Raw genomic sequence first — 15497 nt, 5'->3', positions numbered from 1 at the left:
TTGGGGCGCTCGGGGTCGGCTGCGGTGGTGAGCGACCCTCGCCGTCCGATCTCATGCCGCCCACCGGAGCGGGTGGGCCGGCTGCTGCGGTTTCAACAGGGCGAACCGCTCGCACCGCCAGCCCGCCGGGGTGCGGACGAATCTTGCCGCCAGCGCGAACGACCGGCCGTCCGCCTCCACGCGGGCGCACGCCTCGACGACCTCCGGTGCCGGGGTGCACGTGTGGATCGTCTGCGTCCGGTGCCGTGGCCGCGGCCGTCGCGGCCCGGTGAGACCGGCGTACACCTCCGGAGCGACCAAGGCGCGGACCTGCGCCGCCGGCCGGCGGCCGTCGTAGGCCTCCAGCAGCATGTTCAGCAGGTGACCCACTTCGCCCGCTTCGAGCTGCGGCGGCGCCGGGCACCGCGGGTCGCCGCGGTGGTGCTCCCTCGACGTCGCCCCCTCCGCCCGGCCCGGCACCTCGCAGTGCATCAGCCGTCGCAACCGATGTTCCTCGATCATTTCCTGCCCTCCCTGACTCGGCATTCGCTTAGAGGCGGAAACGGGGGAAAAGGACACCGGAATCGCACGATCCGGGGGAGAACTGCCGAAGCCGTGGATTCTGCACGACCGATGCGGTAAACCGCCCGCACTGCGAGACACGGTTGGTCGCCACAGCTATGGTGTGCCGGGTGCTGAAAGGGCTATTGGTCGATTTCGCGGGGGTTCTCACCGATCCCGACGCCGGCCGGTTCTACGACTACTTGGCGGCCGCACGCGAGCGCGGCGTCCGCACCGCGCTGCTGTCCAACGCCCCGGGGGCGTCGGACGAGGTCAAGGACACGATGTCCGACTATTTCGACGCTCTGGTGTTCTCCGGGGAGGTCGGCGTGGCCAAGCCGGATCCGGCGGTCTACCTGATCGCGGCCGACCGGCTCGGGCTGCCCGCCGCGCGCTGCGCGGTCGTCGACGACTCCGCGGCGAACATCCGCGGCGCCGTCGAGGCGGGCATGGTCGGGGTGCACCACCGGTCGGTCAGCGAGACGCTGGACGAACTCGCGGTGCTGTTCGCCGCCGGGTGAACAGTCAGCGCGCGCGGCGGACCAGCTCGAACGACAGCACCGCGGCCGCGGCCGAGACGTTCAGCGACTCGACGTCACCGGGCATCGGGATCGACAGCCACTCCGTGACGAGCTCGCCGACCTCCGGCCCGACCCCGGCCGTCTCGCCGCCGAGCACGAACGCCGCGCGCTGGGGCAGGTCGACGTCGAACACCGTCGTGCGAGCCGACGCGCCCAGCGCGTAGAGCCCGTAGCCGGCTTCGGCGAGCATCTCCGCGGCCTCGCCCGCCGAGCCGCAGCGCAGCACCGGCGCGCGGAACGCCACCCCGGCCGAGGCCTTGACCACCAGCGGGTCCAGCGCCGCGACACCCCGCCGGGGCACGATCACGCCGTCCAGGCCCGCCGCGGTCGCCGTCCGCAGGATCATGCCGACGTTCGCGGGTGTGGTGATGCCGTCCAGCAGCAGCACCCGCGACGGCGGCCGCCGGTCGGCCAGCGCCGCGGAAAGCGCTCGCATCCGCGGCGCGACGACGTCGGCGAGCACGCCCTGGTCCTGCTTGCCGTTGCCGGCGAGCACCTTGACGCGGTGGGCGCTGGCGCGCTGCACCGGCACGCCGGCGGCCTTCGCCGCGCGCGTGATCTCGGCCGCGCCGGGACCGCGGGCGGTGTCGGCGAGAATCACCTTGTCCACGCGCAGGCCGTCGTCCGCCAGTGCCTCGAGCACCGGCTTCCGCCCGTACACGGTCAGGAAGCGGTCCTTCGGCGAGATAGTCGACTCATCACCCACACCCCGCAGTCTCGCATTGTGTAAGGATCGGCCCATGCCCGACCGCCTTTCCGCGCTGGACGCCTCGTTCCTGTACGTCGAGGACCACGCGACCCCGATGCACGTCGGCGGCGTGGCGATCTTCGAGCGGCCGCGCTCCGGGTTCGGCTACGCACAGCTGGTCGACCTCATCGGCGGGCGGCTGGCGTACCTGCCGCGGTACCGGCAGCGCGTGCTGGAGGTGCCGGGCCACCTGGCGCGGCCGGTGTGGGTGGACGACGTCGACTTCGACCTGAACTACCACGTCCGGCGCTCGGCGCTGCCCCAGCCGGGCAGCGACGACCAGCTGTTCGACCTGGTCGCGCGCCTGATGTCGCGGCGGTTGGCGCCGGAGCGGCCGCTCTGGGAGGCGTACTTCATCGAGGGGCTGGCCGGCGACCGGGTGGCGCTGGTGACCAAGACCCACCAGTCCGTTGTGGACGGTGTCGGCACGATCGACCTCGGCCAGCTCATCCTCGACCCGGTGCCGGCCGAGCCTGAGCCGTTCGAGGACATCTGGACGCCGCGCCGCGAGCCGAGCCGCACCCAGCTGGTGCTGGACGCGATCAGCGAGGGCGTCCAGCGGCCGGGCGAGGTGGTGGAGAACGTACGGTCGGCGGCGAACGACGCGGTCGCGGCGGCGGGCAAGTTCGCCGAGACGGTCGGCGGGGTGGCGTCGACGCTGCGCACGCTGGTGAGCCCGGCGCCGTCCGGACCGCTGAACGTCCGGGTCTCGGGTGGCCGCGTGTTCGCGGTCGTGCGCACGCGGCTGGAGGACTTCCGCAAGATCCGCGCGGCGCACGGCGGCACGGTGAACGACGTCGTCCTCGCGGCCATCGCGGGGGCGCTGCGCGAATGGCTGCTTTCGCGCGAGGTGCAGCTGACGCCGAACACGACGATCCGCGCGCTGGTGCCGCTGGCGGTCCGCGACGCCGAGACGCCCGGGTACTCGACGCCGGGCCTGGTCGGCAACCAGGTGGCGGCGTACCTGGTGGACCTGCCGGTCGGCGAGCCGAACCCGGTCCTGCGGCTCCAGCACATCGGCCACGCGATGGCCGAGCACCTCGATTCGGGCCGTTCGGTGGCGGCGCGCGGCCTGCTCAAGGTCGGCGGCTTCGCCCCGGCTACGCTCCACTCGCTCGGCGCGCGAGCGGCGGGGTCGCTGTCCGGGCGCATCTTCAACGTCATGGTGACCAATTCACCGGGTCCCCAGGTGCCGATGTACGCGGGAGAGGCCAGACTGGTCGAGATGTTCCCGGTGATGCCGCTGATGCGCACCCAGGCGCTGGCGATCGGGGTGACGTCCTACCACGGCGGCGTCTACTTCGGACTGAACGGCGACCGCAAGGCCGCGTTCGACGTGGATCTGGTGGCCGGGATGATCGAAGAGTCCCTGGAAGAGCTGAAGGGTGCGCACTGGTGAGGGTCTATCTGCCTGCGACCATCGCGATGCTTCGCGACCTCGAGACATCGGGGGAGTTCCGCGCCCGCAGCGGAACGGCGTTCGCGCTGACGCCGGCGTTGCGCGAGGCGTACGTGAGCGGGTCGGACGAGGAGCTGGAGTACGCGGCGCTGCTGGACGCGGCCCGGGCTTCGTTGCGCTTGATCGCGGCGGAGGAGAAGGGCGAGCCGCGCCGGGTGGTGGTGTCGGCGGACGTTTCGGGCGTGACCCTCCGGCCGGACTTGGACGCCCCGGTGGTCCGCATCGGCGGCCCGATTCCGCTGTCGGCGGTGGCGGCGATCCACGTGGACGCCCCGGAGGCGGCGGAGGCAGTGGCCGCGGCGGCGGCGGTGATCGACGCGGCCGACCTGGGTGACCCGGACGCGGAGTTCACGTTGGGGGATGCCGAGGATCATGAGCTGGCTTGGTATGCGCCGCAGGAGCTGCCGTTCCTGCTGGAGCTGCTCTGAGTTGTCCCCAAAAGCTTGCGCCTGTGGACAACCGGCGCTGAGCAGGGGTTTTGTCGGGGATGGCCGGTAGACTGGACTTGGGGACGCCCCCCTGGGAGGGCGGGGGAAGTTTGCCGGGGCCCGACCATCCGGCGGCAACCCCCGAACGAGGCGTCCGCGCTAGCCCACCTCGCCGGCAGGCGGTGGCTGAATGTCCACCGGGCTGCCCCAGTCCGAATACCGCGTCGTGATCCGCGCCTCCGACCCCGGCAGGATCGGCGACAGGTCCAGCACGATCTGCACCGGCCGATGCGCCTCATCGAGCCACAACTCCACCGGGAACTTCCCACCCACCTGACCCGCCGCGTCCGCGGGCAGCCCCGCCGGCAGGTCCGTGCCCAGCCGCGCCAGGTCGAGCTCGACGCGGTAGTGCTCCGCCGCCGCGCCGTCCAGCAGCCCTCGCTCGGCCGCCACGATCGTCCCGGCCGTTCGGATCTCGCCCAGTGTGTGCGCCGGGTCGTTCTGGGCCGCCAGCTGGGTCAAGCTGCCTCCGGCGATCTGGGAAAACGGGTCCGTTCCGTCCGCCGCGACCACCACCCACGGCTTGCCCCCCTCGTCGCGGGAGCCTTCCGGCACCTTCGCGTACAGCTTGCCCGCCACCTGCCGCAGCTCCAGCGGCTCGCCGAGCAGGTCCGTCGTCATCACCTGGGCCGTCCCGCCGGCGCCGAAGCGGGAGTGGCCCTGCCCCTTCGAGCGGACCGAACCCACCGCGACGTCCGTGCCGAACTTCGCCGAGCCGCCGCTCGTCGTGGCGGCCGTTGCGGCGTCGGCCAGTGCTCGCGCGTCTTCGAACGCCGGACGGCGGGGCGGGTCGGAGCACGCACCGGCGAGCAGGGCGAACAGCAGCACCACGGCGGCTTTGCGCATGGCGCCCACAAAAACACAGCGGCTCCCCCGATCTCGTTCGGGGGAGCCGCCGCTACTCACCGTCGTCCGGTCAGCGACCGGCCTTCTTCATCAGCTCGCCGAAGTCGACGACCTGGTCGGCGGGCGGGGCCGCCACGTCGACCTGGGTGCCCCAGTCGCTGTACTTCATCGTGAACTTGGCGTCGCCGGCCGGCGCGCCCAGCGCCTGCATCATCGGGCCCTGGTCCATGGTGACCTGCACCGGCAGGTTGTTCTTGTCGAGCCACAGCTCCGCCGGGAGCTTGAGGTCCTTGCCCTTGAGCTTCTCGGTGAGCTGGTCACGCGACGCGGCCGGGACCTGGTCGGTGAACTGGTCGAGCGCCTTGGCGACGTCGAGCTCCACCTTGTAGTGGTTGACCTTCTGGCCGTTCAGCTCGGTCTGGTCGGACGAGATGATCCGGCCCGTCTTCGAGATCTGCTCGAGCATCTTGCTCGGGTCACTCTGCTCGGCCGACTTGGACAGCGCGCCGCCGATCGCCTGCGAGAACGGGTCGGTGCCATCCGCCGAGATCTTGGCCCACGGCTTGTCCGTGCCCATCTGCTTCTGCTCTTCGGCGGGCAGCTTGATGTACATGACCTTGTCGACCATGCGCATCTCGGTGGTCTGGCCGGCCGCGGTGCTCGTCATCGAGAACTTCGTGTCCGCGCCGTCGAAGGCCATGGCGCCGGAAGCGGTCATGGTCTGGCCGGCGGCGGAGCCCTCCATGGTGAACTTCGCCGACTTGGACTTCTCGGTGCCCTGCTTGGCCTCCGACGCCAGCTTGATCGCGTCGGTGAAAGGCGAAGCGAGGCCGTCGGTCTGGCTCTGGCCGCCCGCGGCGGCCGGTTCGGCGGTGCCGGTGGCGGAGTTGCCGCTGCACGCGGTCAGCGTGAGCACCAGCGCGGCGCCCGCGGCGATCAGGGTGGTCTTGCGCATCGAGTTCCCCTCAGGATCGGATCTTCCGCTCGGCATATCGCCCGAACGGGCGAATGGTTACCGATGTGACGGTGACGATCGGCGATTGGTTCCCGGTTGCCTCAGGACTCGGTGGGGCGAGTCACATCGTGGCCGCCTCGCGACGCCAGCAGGCGCCGCAGCGACGCCAGCCGCTCGGGGCTCGCCTTCCCTTCGGTGACGACGTCGTCGAGCGCGCAGTCCGGGTCCTCGGGCGCGCCCAGGTGCCCGCAGCCGGAGGGGCACTCTTCGGCGGCCTCGGCGAACTCCTCGAAGGCGTCCACGATGTCGTCCGCGGTGACGTGGGCCAGCCCGAACGACCGCACGCCGGGCGTGTCGATCACCCAGCCGCCGTCCGGCAGCGGCAGTGCCACGGCCGCGACGGACGTGTGCCGCCCCTTGCCGACCGCGCTCACCACGCCGGTGGCCAGTTCGGCGTCCGGGACCAGCCGGTTGACCAATGTCGACTTGCCGACACCGGAGTGGCCGACCAGGGCCGTCACGCGGTCCTTCAGCATGTCGGCGAGGCCTTCGGGCTCCTCGTCGAAGCGGGTCACGATCGCCGGGACGTCGAGGCCTGCGTAGCCCGACAGGAGCTCGTCCGGGCTGGCCAGATCGGCCTTCGTGAGGCACAGGACCGGTTCGACGCCGCCCGCGTAGCAGGCCACGAGGCAGCGGTCGATGAAGCCGGTGCGCGGTGGCGGGTCGGCCAGGGCGGTGACGATCAGCAGGCGCTCGGCGTTCGCCACGACCAGCCGCTCGTACGGGTCGGTGTCGTCGGCCGTGCGCAGCAGGGAGCTGGTGCGGTCGTCGACCCGGACGATCCGCGCGAGCGTGTCCGGCTTGCCGGAGACGTCCCCGACGATGCCGACCCGGTCACCGACGACCACCGGGGTCCGGCCCAGCTCGCGGGCCCGCATCGCGGTGACCACGCGGGCCGGATCGGCGTCGATCGCGCAGGTCCAGCGCCCGCGGTCCTTGCCGATGACCATGGCCGTGACGGCGTCGGCGTGCTCCGGACGGCGCTTGCTGCGGGGCCGGCTGCCCTTGCCCGGACGCACGCGGACGTCGGATTCGTCCAGCCTGCTCCAGTCGTTGCGCGCCAAACCCGTCGTCCTCTCGTGTGCCGGTGCCCACCCGAATGATCCCACGCCGCTCGCCAGGGCCCTGGCCTGCGTGTAACGATGACTCTTTCCGGAGGAGGAGGTTGGTCATGTGCGGGCGCTACGCCGCCACGAAGGACCCGGCGAAGCTGATCGAGGAGTTCGACGCGATCGACCTCACCGAGGGCCACGCGCGCGCCGACCACAACGTGGCGCCGACGAAGAACGTGGTCACGGTCGTGCAGCGGCACCCGCGTGACGAAGACGGCCAGGTGCTCGAGGACGAGCCCGCCGAACGTTCGCTGCGGATGATGAAGTGGGGCCTGGTGCCGTTCTGGGCCAAGGACCCGTCGGTCGGCTCGCGGATGATCAACACGCGCGCCGAAACGGCCGCCGAGAAGCCCGCGTTCCGCCGCGCGCTGGTGTCGCGCCGCTGCCTGGTGCCCGCCGACGGCTGGTACGAGTGGCGCCGCACGGGCAAGGAGAAGGAGCCGTTCTACATGACGGCGCCCGACGATTCCTCGATCGCGTTCGGCGGGATCTGGGAGAGCTGGCGGCCGAAGGACGACGACAAGGCCTCGCCGCTGATCACGTTCTCGATCATCACGACCGACGCGGCGGGCCAGCTCACCGACGTCCACCACCGGATGCCGCTGATCGTGCCGAAGTCGCACTGGGACGGCTGGCTGGACCCGGACCGCGAAGACGTCACCGACCTGCTGGTGCCGACGCCCGAGGACATCGTGGCTTCGCTGGAGCTGCGGCCGATCTCGAGCAAGGTGAACAACGTCCGCAACAACGGGCCCGAGCTGCTGGAGCGGGTCGATCCGGCGCAGGAGGGCGCCCTGTTCGACGCGCCGAAGTCATGACGGCCATCCCGATCGAGACCGCCTACGGCCCGGCGCGGGTGTACCTGCACTGCGCCGAGGAGGGCGAAGCGGTGCTCATGCTCGGCCACGGCGCGGGCGGCGGCCTCGGGGCGAAGGACCTGGTGGCGGTGACGCGCGCGGCGCAGGCGGCGGGGGTGCACGTGGCCCTGGTGGAGCAGCCGTACCGGGTGGCGGGCCGCCGCGCGCCGGCTCCGGCGAACCAGCTGGACACGGCGTGGCTGACGGTGGCGGACGACCTGTCGGCACGCTTCGACGGCCTGCCGTTCGTGTTCGGCGGGCGCTCGTCCGGGGCGCGGGTGGCCTGCCGGACGGCGTCGGCCGGGCAGGCGGTGGCGGTGCTGTGCCTGGCGTTCCCGGAGCACCCGCCGGGCAAGCCGGAGAAGACGCGCCAGCCGGAGTTCGACGCGGTCGAGGTCCCGACGCTGGTGATCCAAGGCGAGCGGGATCCCTTCGGGCGGCCGAAGCCGGGACCGCACCAGGAGCTGGTCCTGGTCGACGGCGACCACACCCTGGGCAAGGACCTGGAGACGATCTCCCGGGCGGCGGCCGAGTGGCTGTCGCGGGTGCTGCGGCCGCTGGCCTGACTCAGGCCCCGATCGGCGCCACCACCGCGCCGGTCAGCCGGATCAGCTCGTCCGGGGCCAGTTCCACTTCCAGCCCCCGTCGCCCGGCCGAGCAGAACACCGTCTCGAATGTCGGAGCCGTTGCGTCGATCACCACCGGCAGCCGGCTCCGGTGGCCCAGCGGCGAGATCCCGCCCAGCACGTACCCCGTCGCCCGCTGGGCCGCCGCCGGGTCCGCCATCTTCGCCTTCTTGCCGCCCGCCGCGGCCGCCAAGGCCTTCAGGTCCAGCTGGCCGGTGACCGGCACCACACCCACCACGAGCCGGCCGTCCACCTCCGCCACCAGCGTCTTGAACACGCGCGCCCGGTCCAGGCCCAGCGCTTCCACCGCCTCCAGCCCGTACGACTCCGCCCGCGGGTCGTGGTCGTAGGCGTGCAGCGTGTGCGCCACTTTTTGCTTCGACAGCAACGCCGTCGCCGGGGTGCCCTTGCCAGCCATGGCGGAAGTCTAGGGAATGCCCGCTCACCCCGATCGGTTGTACGGGACGTGACCACAACGCTCGCCACCACACGCTCACGCAGCCGTCGCCGTCCCGAGGCACCGGCGAACCGCGGCGTGCCCGGTCCCCGCGTAAACTCGGGTCCGCCGTATGCGCGCACGCGCATCGACGCCGAGCGGGAAGGGAACGGTTTGCCGAGCACGCAGAACTCAGCGCCGGAAGAAGCGACCGAGGCCGAGCGCGCCGAGCGCTTCGAGCGGGACGCGATGCCGCTGCTCGACCAGCTGTACTCGGCCGCGATGCGGATGACGCGCAACCCCGCCGATGCCGAGGACCTGGTCCAGGAGACCTACCTGAAGGCGTACGCCGCCTTCGCGTCCTTCAAGGCCGGCACGAACCTCAAGGCCTGGATGTACCGCATCCTGACCAACACCTACATCAACGGCTACCGCAAGCGCCAGCGGCAGCCGGTGCAGGCGCCCACCGAGGAGATCACCGACTGGCAGATCGCCAAGGCGGAGAGCCACACCTCCAGCGGGCTGCGCTCGGCCGAGGTCGAGGCGATGGACAACCTGCCCGACACCGACGTCAAGGCCGCCCTGCAGAAGCTGCCCGAGGAGTTCCGGCTGGCCGTCTACCTGGCCGATGTCGAGGGCTTCGCGTACAAGGAGATCGCCGAGATCATGGACACGCCCATCGGCACCGTGATGTCCCGTCTGCACCGCGGCCGCGCCCAGCTGCGCGACCTGCTCGCCGACGTGGCGCGCGAGCGCGGCTTCATCCGGGGTGCCAAGGAGGAGGTGGCGGGGCGATGAACGACATGTGCGAGGGCGCGTCCGACAAGGTCCGCTGCGAAGAGGCGCTCGCCGACATCTACCTGCTGCTCGACCGCGAGTGCAGCCTCGAGCGTGACGCCGCCTTGCGCGCGCACATCGAGGACTGCCCGCCGTGCCTCGAGGAGTACGGCATCGACGAGCACATCAAGCAGCTGCTGGCCCGCAAGTGCGGCGGCGACCTGGCCCCGGCCGAGCTGAAGAGCCGGCTGCGCGCGTCGATCCGCCAGACCGTCGCCACCCGCGGCGGTGTCACCGTGGAACGCACCGAGATCACCCTCGAGCAGCGCTCCGAGTAGCGCCCGAGCACGACGAAGGCCCCCACGCCGGTGCGTGGGGGCCTTCGTCATGCCGACGCCGGGAATCAGGCGTTGGGCTTCTTGCCGTGGTTCGCGCCGTTCTTCTTCCGGTCGCGACGCTTGCGGGCGCGCTTCGACATGTTCACTCCTCGTCGTCAAGGTTGCTGGTCAAGTGTGTCATGGCGGCCTGCTCTGGTTGGATGGGGTGCGTGTCCACGCTCGCCGAACTGCTCGCCGACAACACCGGCCTCCCCGGGGAGGCCGCGGACCACCTGCAGACCGTGGTCGCCGAGTGGCAGCTGCTGGCCGACCTGTCCTTCGCGGACTTCCTGCTCTGGGTCCCGGTGACCGAGGAACTGCAGCCGGACGGCGGCGACTTCGTCTGCGTCGCGCACGCCCGGCCGACGACGGCGCCGACCGCGCACCCCGAGGACGTCGTCGGCACGCGGTTCACCGTGCAGGAGCACCCGCAGCTGGCGAAGGCCATGCGCGAGGTGCGGATCTGCCGCGAGGAGGACCCGCACTGGTACCGCGACCTGCCGATGCGGCGCGAGGCCATCCCGGTGCGGTTCCACGACGAGGTCATCGCCGTGATGAGCCGCGAGACGAACCTGGCCGCGCCGCGGGTGCCGTCGCCGTTGGAGATCGCGTACCTGGGCAGCGCCGGCGACCTGTGCCAGATGATCGTCGACGGCACGTTCCCGCCGAACGGCACGAATGCGACGGACACGCACACGTCGCCGCGCGTCGGGGACGGGCTGATCCGCCTGGACTCGAGCGGCACGGTCGTGTTCGCGAGCCCGAACGGGTTGTCCGCGTACCACCGGATGGGGCACGAGTCCGACCTGGTGGGGACGCGGCTGGCGCCGTTGACGCGGTCGCTGATCCGCGATCCCTTCGACGCGACCGAGGTGTCCCACCGGATCATCGAGGCCCTCGACGGGAAGCCGTCGAGCCGCACGGAGGCGGACTCGCGACGCGGCGCGGTGGTGCTGTTCCGCGCGCTGCCGCTGCGGCCGGCCGGCCAGGCCGCGGGCGCGCTGGTGCTGGTCCGCGACGTCACCGAGGTGAAGCGGCGGGATCGGGCGCTGCTGTCGAAGGATGCGACGATCCGTGAGATCCACCATCGGGTGAAGAACAACCTCCAGACGGTGGCCGCGCTGCTGCGGCTGCAGTCCCGGCGGACGACGTCGGAAGAGGCGCGGCTCGCCCTGGCGGAGTCGGTCCGCCGGGTGACATCGATCGCGCTGGTGCACGAGGCGCTGTCGATTTCCGTGGACGAGCGCGTCGACCTCGACAAGCTGCTGGACAACGTGCTGCCGATGGTCGGCGAGGTCGCCACGGCGGAGTCGCAGGTCGGGCTGTCGCGGAAGGGCTCGTTCGGGGTGGTGGTCGCGGAGATCGCGACGCCGCTGGTGATGGTGCTGGCCGAGCTGGTGCAGAACGCCATCGAGCACGCGTTCCCGGCCGGCCGGTCGGGCAAGGTCGAGCTGATCGTGGAGCGTTCGGCCCGCTGGCTGGACGTCGTGATCCGCGACAACGGGCGTGGCCTGCCGTCGGGGTTCTCACTGGAGCGGTCGGACGGGCTGGGGCTGCAGATCGTGCGGACACTGGTGGAGTCGGAGCTGCGAGGCTCGCTGTCGCTGCGGAAGGTGCGGACGGAGGCGTCGTCGACCCGGGTGACGGGGACGGAAGCCGCGCTGCGCATCCCGCTGTCCCGCCGCCTCTGACGATCTCCGGCTGTCCCCAGCCGGAGGACTCGCGTACCTGGACGGACGGCTTGCGTACCCTGGGGGTCGGCCTGCGTACTCCGAGGGTCGGCTTGCGTACTCCGAGGGTCGGCCTGCGTACTCCGAGGGTCGGCTTGCGTACCCAGAGGGTCGGCCTGCGTACCTGGAGGGTCGGTTCGTCCGGCGAAGGCGGATCTCGCGTGATCCGGCGCGGGACTCGCGTGATTGGGGGCGAATCTCGCGTGATTGGGGAGGCATCACTCGTGATTGGAGGGGTATCGCGTGTGATTGGAGGGGCATCAACGCGTGAAGGCCCGGCACCAGGTGCGTGGTGCCGGGCCGTTCAGCGCTTGCGGAGGACTTGAAGTCCCGGTGAGGTTTCAGCGCACCCGTTGCCAGGTGGTTTCGCCTCGGTTGTTAAGCTCAAGCCGGGTAGGTATCACCCCAGACGGCGTGGGCACGACAAATGCCCGCCGGGTGAAATTCCTGCCTGGCCTGGGTGGATCTCGAGAAACTCAGGCGTTGGTACGCGTGCCGATGTGCGTACGGCGGCGCTTGAGCGCGCGTCGCTCGTCCTCGCTCATGCCGCCCCACACGCCGGCGTCCTGGCCGCTGGCCAGAGCCCAGGCCAAGCAGTCGGAAGCGGAGGGGCAGCGGTGGCACACGGCCTTCGCCTGAGCAACCTGCGACAGAGCAGGACCGCTGGTTCCCACCGGGAAGAACAGCTCGGGGTCCTCGTCTCGGCAGGCCGCGTCGTGGCGCCAGTCCATGTTCGTGAGCTCCTTCATATGGCGCGGGAGGGCCGCGCCACAGTCGTCAATGGCGGTCGTGTTCTTGGGTGCTTGTGAATGCTTTCACGAAGCACCGCTTTCGACAAGGGTTTCGGGAAGATCGGTGAGTCAGGTCACCCGGTCAAGCGACCCCTCTGACCTGCGGTTTCTCTCTGAGACAGCCGTCCGAAGGGAAGGCTGATGCGCTGAGTGGAGCTTCTCCGTCGACGAACGGCACCTGGTACTTATCCGCAGGCGATCAGCGGTCCCGTCGTCACACGATTACCGTGAGTGCATTCGGGACACTGAAGAATTCCACGCGAGTCCGCTGGCCGACGAGGTCGCCGTCCACCTGGAAGTTTACCGGTTCAGCTGCGTCGATGCGGACCATCGGCAGGTCATCGTGACGCACGAGACGCCGTCCCCGCTGGTTGCTCTTCGTAACCAAAGCTTGGCGTACATGCTTGAACACGGTGGGCAACCCCAGACCGCTCAGCGCGAACAGGCCCAATCCCGTCTCGAACGAGCAACCCGGGTTGAGGTGGACGGCACGCTCACCCAGGTAGCTCCACGGATCGGTGTTCGACACGAAAGCGGTCAACGCCTCGACCGGGTCCTCGCCGGGAACGCGGATGGTCAGGGCCGGCCGGCCCAGCGGCGGGCGGAAGTAGGAGCGGACGGCGGCCCGCAGGTACAGGCCGGCGGTCGTCTGCTTGCCGCGGCGCTTGGCGACCCGGCCGACGACGTCGGCGTCCCAGCCGAGGCCGGAGTTGAAGGTGAACCAGTGTCCGTCGGCCAGCCCGAGCCCGACCCGGCGCGAGCGGTCGTTCTCCAGCGCGTTGAGCAGCTGGTGGGTGGCCTCGAAGGAGTCGGCGGAGATGCCGAGGGCGCGCGCGAAGACGTTGGCCGAGCCGCCGGGCACGACACCCAGAGCGGGGACGTGGCCTATTGCGGCGGGGTCGCCGTCAACATCCGCCAGCAGGCCGTTGACGACCTCGTTGACCGTGCCGTCGCCGCCGTGCGCCACGACCAGGTCGATGCCGTCCCGCGCCGCCGAGCGCGCGACGGCCATCGCGTGGCCGCGGTAGTCCGTCTCGACCACGTCCAGCTTGACCTGGCTGGCGAGCGCGTGCGCCAGGACGTCCCGGCCACCCGCGGTGGTCGAGGTGGCCTGGGGGTTCACCACGAGGATTGCGCGCATTACCGCAGAGTAAGTGACTTCCGGCGGCCCGAGAACCTTCCGGCGCCGCATGGTGACGGGCGCAACCCCGGGAGACAGCACCTTCGAGACCCTGTGCCGGGCGGTCCTCCTTCACGTGCGAGTGTCCGCTCGTCGTGACAAGTGCACCCGGGCCGACCGCCCGCTCATCGACGACATCTTGATTTTCGACGCCGGGGCGGTCTCGCGAAAACGGCCGACCGGGTGGCATACGATCGAAAGAGCTCACGCACGGTGACTCGCCCTGGCCGGGTCCACTGTGCTTCTCGCGAAAACCTGTGTTCGCCGAAGACCGGAAGGCCGCCGCAGTGAAGCTCTCGCCCGCTCCCCGTGAGGTCCGGCTGGCCGGCGTGGTCACCGCGGTGCCGTCGCTCGCCCTGCTGGTGTTCGGGGTGGTCGTGCTGGTGAACGGACTGGGCTCGCCCGCGCAGCCGGGCAACAACGTCTTCGTCGAGTCGGGCACGTTCATCGTGGTGGCGCTGGCGTTCCTGGCCGCGTCGGCCGGGCTGGTCCTCGGCCAGACGTGGGCGCGCTCGCCGGGCGTGGTGATCGCGCTGATCGTGATCGGGCTCGGCTGGTACCTGCTCGGCCCGTCCGGCGAGCCGCTGTGGGGCGTGCCGATCGCCCTGCTCGGCATCGTGGCCCTGGCCCTGCTGTTCCGGCGGCCGTCGCGGGCCTGGGCGCTGGGGCTGCGCGAAGGCGAGACGGAAACGGAGGCCGCCGAACGCGGCGGGCTGGCGGGCCGCCGCGCCGAGCGCGAGGGCCACGAAGAGGACTGACCCGCAGCCGCCCGGACGTCATGAATGACTCATTCCTGGCGTCGGAGGTCAGGAATGAGTCATTCAAGACGTTCAAGCCTGGGCGGCCAGCGCCTTCAGCGGCTCGTCGGTGAGGCGGTTGACCGTCCAGTCGTCCATCGCGACCGCGCCCAACGCCTTGTAGAACTCCGTCGCCGGGTTCCAGTCCAGCACCGACCACTCGAGCCGCGCGTAGCCGTTCGCGACGCACTCGGCCGCCAGTGCCGCCAGCAGGGCCTTGCCCAGGCCCGAACCGCGCTGGGACTCCCGGACGTACAGGTCCTCCAGGTAGATCCCGTGCACGCCGCGCCAGGTCGAGTAGTTCAGGAACCAGACGGCGAAGCCGACGACCTCGCCGTCCACTTCGGCCACGTGCCCGAACAGCTTCGGCGATTCGCCGAACAGCGCCTCGTGCAGCTGCGCCGGCGTGAGGTGGCACTCGTCGGGCGCGCGCTCGTAGTCCGCCAGCTCGTGGGCGAGGCCGACCGCCGCTTCGACGTCCGAAGGGCGGATCCGGCGGATGCGGTCGTCGGGCACGTCAGTCCTCCGCGGGCAGCAGGTTGAGGTGTTCGATCTGGGGTTCGCCGCGCTCGTCGCCGAGCACCGCGATGCCGGCCGCGTCGAGTCCGAAGTGGACGCCGGCGGTGGCGGGCAGGCCGAGCCAGCGGGCCACCAGCACGCGGCTGAAGTGCCCGTGGCCCACCAGGATCACGTCGCCGGCTTCGCAGGCTTGCCGTGCGCGCTCCAGCACGCGGTCCGCGCGGGCGGAGACGTCCGAAGCGCTTTCGCCGCCGGGGCTCGGGTGGGTCCAGACCGTCCAGCCCGGCACGGTCTCCCGGATCTGCGGCGTGGTGACGCCTTCGTAGTCGCCGTAGTCCCACTCGGCGAGGTCCTCGGTGACTTCGTCGACGCGCAGCCCGGCCAGCGCGGCGGTGCGCAGCGCCCGGGCACGCGGGCTCGACAGCACCAGCGACGGGCCGCCCACCAGGCTCCGGAGGGTGCCGCCCGCGGCGCGTGCCTGGCCTTCGCCCGCCGGGGTCAGCGGGATGTCCGTGCGGCCGGTGTGCCGCCCGTTCAGCGACCATTCGGTCTGCCCGTGCCGGAGGAGGAAGAGACGGTTGGTCACCCGGCCGAACATACCCGGCCGTTTGCGCGGCA

At 71.1% G+C, this 15497-nt stretch carries 20 protein-coding genes; 9 read left to right on the top strand and 11 right to left on the bottom strand.

Translation table 11 applies throughout. The features are described from left to right. Nucleotides 1–51 precede the first annotated feature (51 nt). Nucleotides 52–501: an Rv3235 family protein gene (locus tag IE317_RS32570; protein WP_191315202.1), complete on the bottom strand. Its 450-nt coding sequence runs from the start codon at nucleotides 499–501 to the stop codon at nucleotides 52–54. Between the two features lie 185 nt (nucleotides 502–686). On the opposite strand from IE317_RS32570, the gene IE317_RS32565 reads away from it, so the two are divergent. Beyond that, nucleotides 687–1061, top strand: a complete 375-nt coding sequence (locus tag IE317_RS32565) for an HAD-IA family hydrolase (protein WP_191315230.1) — start codon at nucleotides 687–689, stop codon at nucleotides 1059–1061. A 4-nt stretch (nucleotides 1062–1065) separates the two neighbouring features. Here IE317_RS32565 and IE317_RS32560 read toward each other — a convergent pair whose 3' ends face one another. Continuing rightward, entirely contained in the window at nucleotides 1066–1827 is a 762-nt protein-coding gene (locus IE317_RS32560; RefSeq protein WP_191315201.1) for a TrmH family RNA methyltransferase, read from the bottom strand. 34 nt (nucleotides 1828–1861) lie between these two features. On the opposite strand from IE317_RS32560, the gene IE317_RS32555 reads away from it, so the two are divergent. Together IE317_RS32555 and IE317_RS32550 are read left to right on the top strand one after the other, a co-directional pair. Continuing rightward, nucleotides 1862–3268: a WS/DGAT/MGAT family O-acyltransferase gene (locus IE317_RS32555; RefSeq protein WP_191315200.1), complete on the top strand. Its 1407-nt coding sequence runs from the start codon at nucleotides 1862–1864 to the stop codon at nucleotides 3266–3268. Next, a complete protein-coding gene (locus tag IE317_RS32550; RefSeq protein ID WP_191315199.1) occupies nucleotides 3265–3756 on the top strand; it encodes a DUF6912 family protein in 492 nt (163 codons plus the stop codon). Before IE317_RS32555 ends, IE317_RS32550 begins: the two co-directional genes overlap by 4 nt. A gap of 159 nt (nucleotides 3757–3915) precedes the next feature. Here the strand turns inward: IE317_RS32550 and IE317_RS32545 are convergent, their stop codons facing one another. The 3 genes from IE317_RS32545 to rsgA form a co-directional block, all read right to left on the bottom strand. Further along, complete coding sequence (locus IE317_RS32545) at nucleotides 3916–4662, bottom strand: hypothetical protein (protein WP_191315198.1); 747 nt, start codon at nucleotides 4660–4662, stop codon at nucleotides 3916–3918. Between the two features lie 70 nt (nucleotides 4663–4732). Beyond that, nucleotides 4733–5617 carry a hypothetical protein gene (locus IE317_RS32540; RefSeq protein WP_191315197.1) on the bottom strand — a complete coding sequence of 295 codons (885 nt, stop codon included), beginning with the start codon at nucleotides 5615–5617 and terminating at the stop codon, nucleotides 4733–4735. Nucleotides 5618–5718: 101 nt separating this feature from the next. Continuing rightward, nucleotides 5719–6741 carry a ribosome small subunit-dependent GTPase A gene (gene rsgA / locus IE317_RS32535; RefSeq protein ID WP_191315196.1) on the bottom strand — a complete coding sequence of 341 codons (1023 nt, stop codon included), beginning with the start codon at nucleotides 6739–6741 and terminating at the stop codon, nucleotides 5719–5721. 107 nt (nucleotides 6742–6848) lie between these two features. Here rsgA and IE317_RS32530 point away from each other — a divergent pair, with 107 nt between their 5' ends. Beyond that, complete coding sequence (locus tag IE317_RS32530) at nucleotides 6849–7607, top strand: SOS response-associated peptidase (protein ID WP_191315195.1); 759 nt, start codon at nucleotides 6849–6851, stop codon at nucleotides 7605–7607. Beyond that, nucleotides 7604–8212, top strand: coding sequence for an alpha/beta hydrolase family protein (locus IE317_RS32525; RefSeq protein ID WP_191315194.1), 609 nt, complete (start codon nucleotides 7604–7606; stop codon nucleotides 8210–8212). The genes IE317_RS32530 and IE317_RS32525 overlap by 4 nt, the downstream gene beginning before the upstream one ends. Before the next feature lies 1 nt (nucleotide 8213). Here IE317_RS32525 and ybaK read toward each other — a convergent pair whose 3' ends face one another. Then, nucleotides 8214–8690: a Cys-tRNA(Pro) deacylase gene (gene ybaK / locus IE317_RS32520; RefSeq protein WP_191315193.1), complete on the bottom strand. Its 477-nt coding sequence runs from the start codon at nucleotides 8688–8690 to the stop codon at nucleotides 8214–8216. 192 nt (nucleotides 8691–8882) lie between these two features. Between ybaK and IE317_RS32515 the strand changes: the two genes are divergently transcribed. Further along, nucleotides 8883–9506: a sigma-70 family RNA polymerase sigma factor gene (locus IE317_RS32515; RefSeq protein ID WP_003059778.1), complete on the top strand. Its 624-nt coding sequence runs from the start codon at nucleotides 8883–8885 to the stop codon at nucleotides 9504–9506. After that, nucleotides 9503–9823 (top strand): mycothiol system anti-sigma-R factor, encoded by a 321-nt coding sequence (gene rsrA / locus IE317_RS32510; RefSeq protein ID WP_191315192.1) that lies wholly within the window; start codon nucleotides 9503–9505, stop codon nucleotides 9821–9823. Before IE317_RS32515 ends, rsrA begins: the two co-directional genes overlap by 4 nt. A gap of 65 nt (nucleotides 9824–9888) precedes the next feature. On the opposite strand, the gene IE317_RS45520 is transcribed toward rsrA, so the two are convergent. Then, a complete protein-coding gene (locus IE317_RS45520) occupies nucleotides 9889–9963 on the bottom strand; it encodes a 50S ribosomal protein bL37 (RefSeq protein WP_098515123.1) in 75 nt (24 codons plus the stop codon). Between the two features lie 69 nt (nucleotides 9964–10032). On the opposite strand from IE317_RS45520, the gene IE317_RS32505 reads away from it, so the two are divergent. Beyond that, the gene (locus IE317_RS32505; RefSeq protein WP_191315191.1) at nucleotides 10033–11553 is read left to right on the top strand and encodes a sensor histidine kinase; all 1521 of its coding nucleotides are present in this window, start codon (nucleotides 10033–10035) and stop codon (nucleotides 11551–11553) included. A gap of 515 nt (nucleotides 11554–12068) precedes the next feature. On the opposite strand, the gene IE317_RS32500 is transcribed toward IE317_RS32505, so the two are convergent. Further along, nucleotides 12069–12323: a WhiB family transcriptional regulator gene (locus IE317_RS32500; protein WP_043777259.1), complete on the bottom strand. Its 255-nt coding sequence runs from the start codon at nucleotides 12321–12323 to the stop codon at nucleotides 12069–12071. A gap of 274 nt (nucleotides 12324–12597) precedes the next feature. Further along, the gene (locus tag IE317_RS32495; protein ID WP_191315190.1) at nucleotides 12598–13524 is read right to left on the bottom strand and encodes a diacylglycerol/lipid kinase family protein; all 927 of its coding nucleotides are present in this window, start codon (nucleotides 13522–13524) and stop codon (nucleotides 12598–12600) included. A 326-nt stretch (nucleotides 13525–13850) separates the two neighbouring features. Between IE317_RS32495 and IE317_RS32490 the strand changes: the two genes are divergently transcribed. Continuing rightward, nucleotides 13851–14321, top strand: a complete 471-nt coding sequence (locus tag IE317_RS32490) for a hypothetical protein (RefSeq protein WP_191315189.1) — start codon at nucleotides 13851–13853, stop codon at nucleotides 14319–14321. A 72-nt stretch (nucleotides 14322–14393) separates the two neighbouring features. Here the strand turns inward: IE317_RS32490 and IE317_RS32485 are convergent, their stop codons facing one another. Together IE317_RS32485 and IE317_RS32480 are read right to left on the bottom strand one after the other, a co-directional pair. Next, complete coding sequence (locus IE317_RS32485; RefSeq protein ID WP_191315188.1) at nucleotides 14394–14876, bottom strand: GNAT family N-acetyltransferase; 483 nt, start codon at nucleotides 14874–14876, stop codon at nucleotides 14394–14396. Between the two features lies 1 nt (nucleotide 14877). Next, nucleotides 14878–15465, bottom strand: a complete 588-nt coding sequence (locus IE317_RS32480) for an acid phosphatase (protein WP_191315187.1) — start codon at nucleotides 15463–15465, stop codon at nucleotides 14878–14880. Between the last annotated feature and the right edge of the window lie 32 nt (nucleotides 15466–15497).

The sequence above is a fragment of the Amycolatopsis bullii genome (genome assembly GCF_014654205.1).
Lineage (GTDB): Bacteria > Actinomycetota > Actinomycetes > Mycobacteriales > Pseudonocardiaceae > Amycolatopsis > Amycolatopsis plumensis.
Note: the sequence above shows the minus strand (reverse complement) of the source record. Positions and strands in the feature narration are given on the sequence as shown.

Bases quoted from the DNA above. Each gene is read 5' to 3' on its own strand.
- IE317_RS32570 (WP_191315202.1), bottom strand. From the start codon at position 501: ATGATCGAGGAACATCGGTTGCGACGGCTGATGCACTGCGAGGTGCCG.
- IE317_RS32555 (WP_191315200.1), top strand. From the start codon at position 1,862: ATGCCCGACCGCCTTTCCGCGCTGGACGCCTCGTTCCTGTACGTCGAG.
- IE317_RS32545 (WP_191315198.1), bottom strand. From the start codon at position 4,662: ATGCGCAAAGCCGCCGTGGTGCTGCTGTTCGCCCTGCTCGCCGGTGCG.
- IE317_RS32540 (WP_191315197.1), bottom strand. From the start codon at position 5,617: ATGCGCAAGACCACCCTGATCGCCGCGGGCGCCGCGCTGGTGCTCACG.
- IE317_RS32530 (WP_191315195.1), top strand. From the start codon at position 6,849: ATGTGCGGGCGCTACGCCGCCACGAAGGACCCGGCGAAGCTGATCGAG.
- IE317_RS32525 (WP_191315194.1), top strand. From the start codon at position 7,604: ATGACGGCCATCCCGATCGAGACCGCCTACGGCCCGGCGCGGGTGTAC.
- ybaK (WP_191315193.1), bottom strand. From the start codon at position 8,690: ATGGCTGGCAAGGGCACCCCGGCGACGGCGTTGCTGTCGAAGCAAAAA.
- rsrA (WP_191315192.1), top strand. From the start codon at position 9,503: ATGAACGACATGTGCGAGGGCGCGTCCGACAAGGTCCGCTGCGAAGAG.
- IE317_RS32500 (WP_043777259.1), bottom strand. From the start codon at position 12,323: ATGGACTGGCGCCACGACGCGGCCTGCCGAGACGAGGACCCCGAGCTG.
- IE317_RS32495 (WP_191315190.1), bottom strand. From the start codon at position 13,524: ATGCGCGCAATCCTCGTGGTGAACCCCCAGGCCACCTCGACCACCGCG.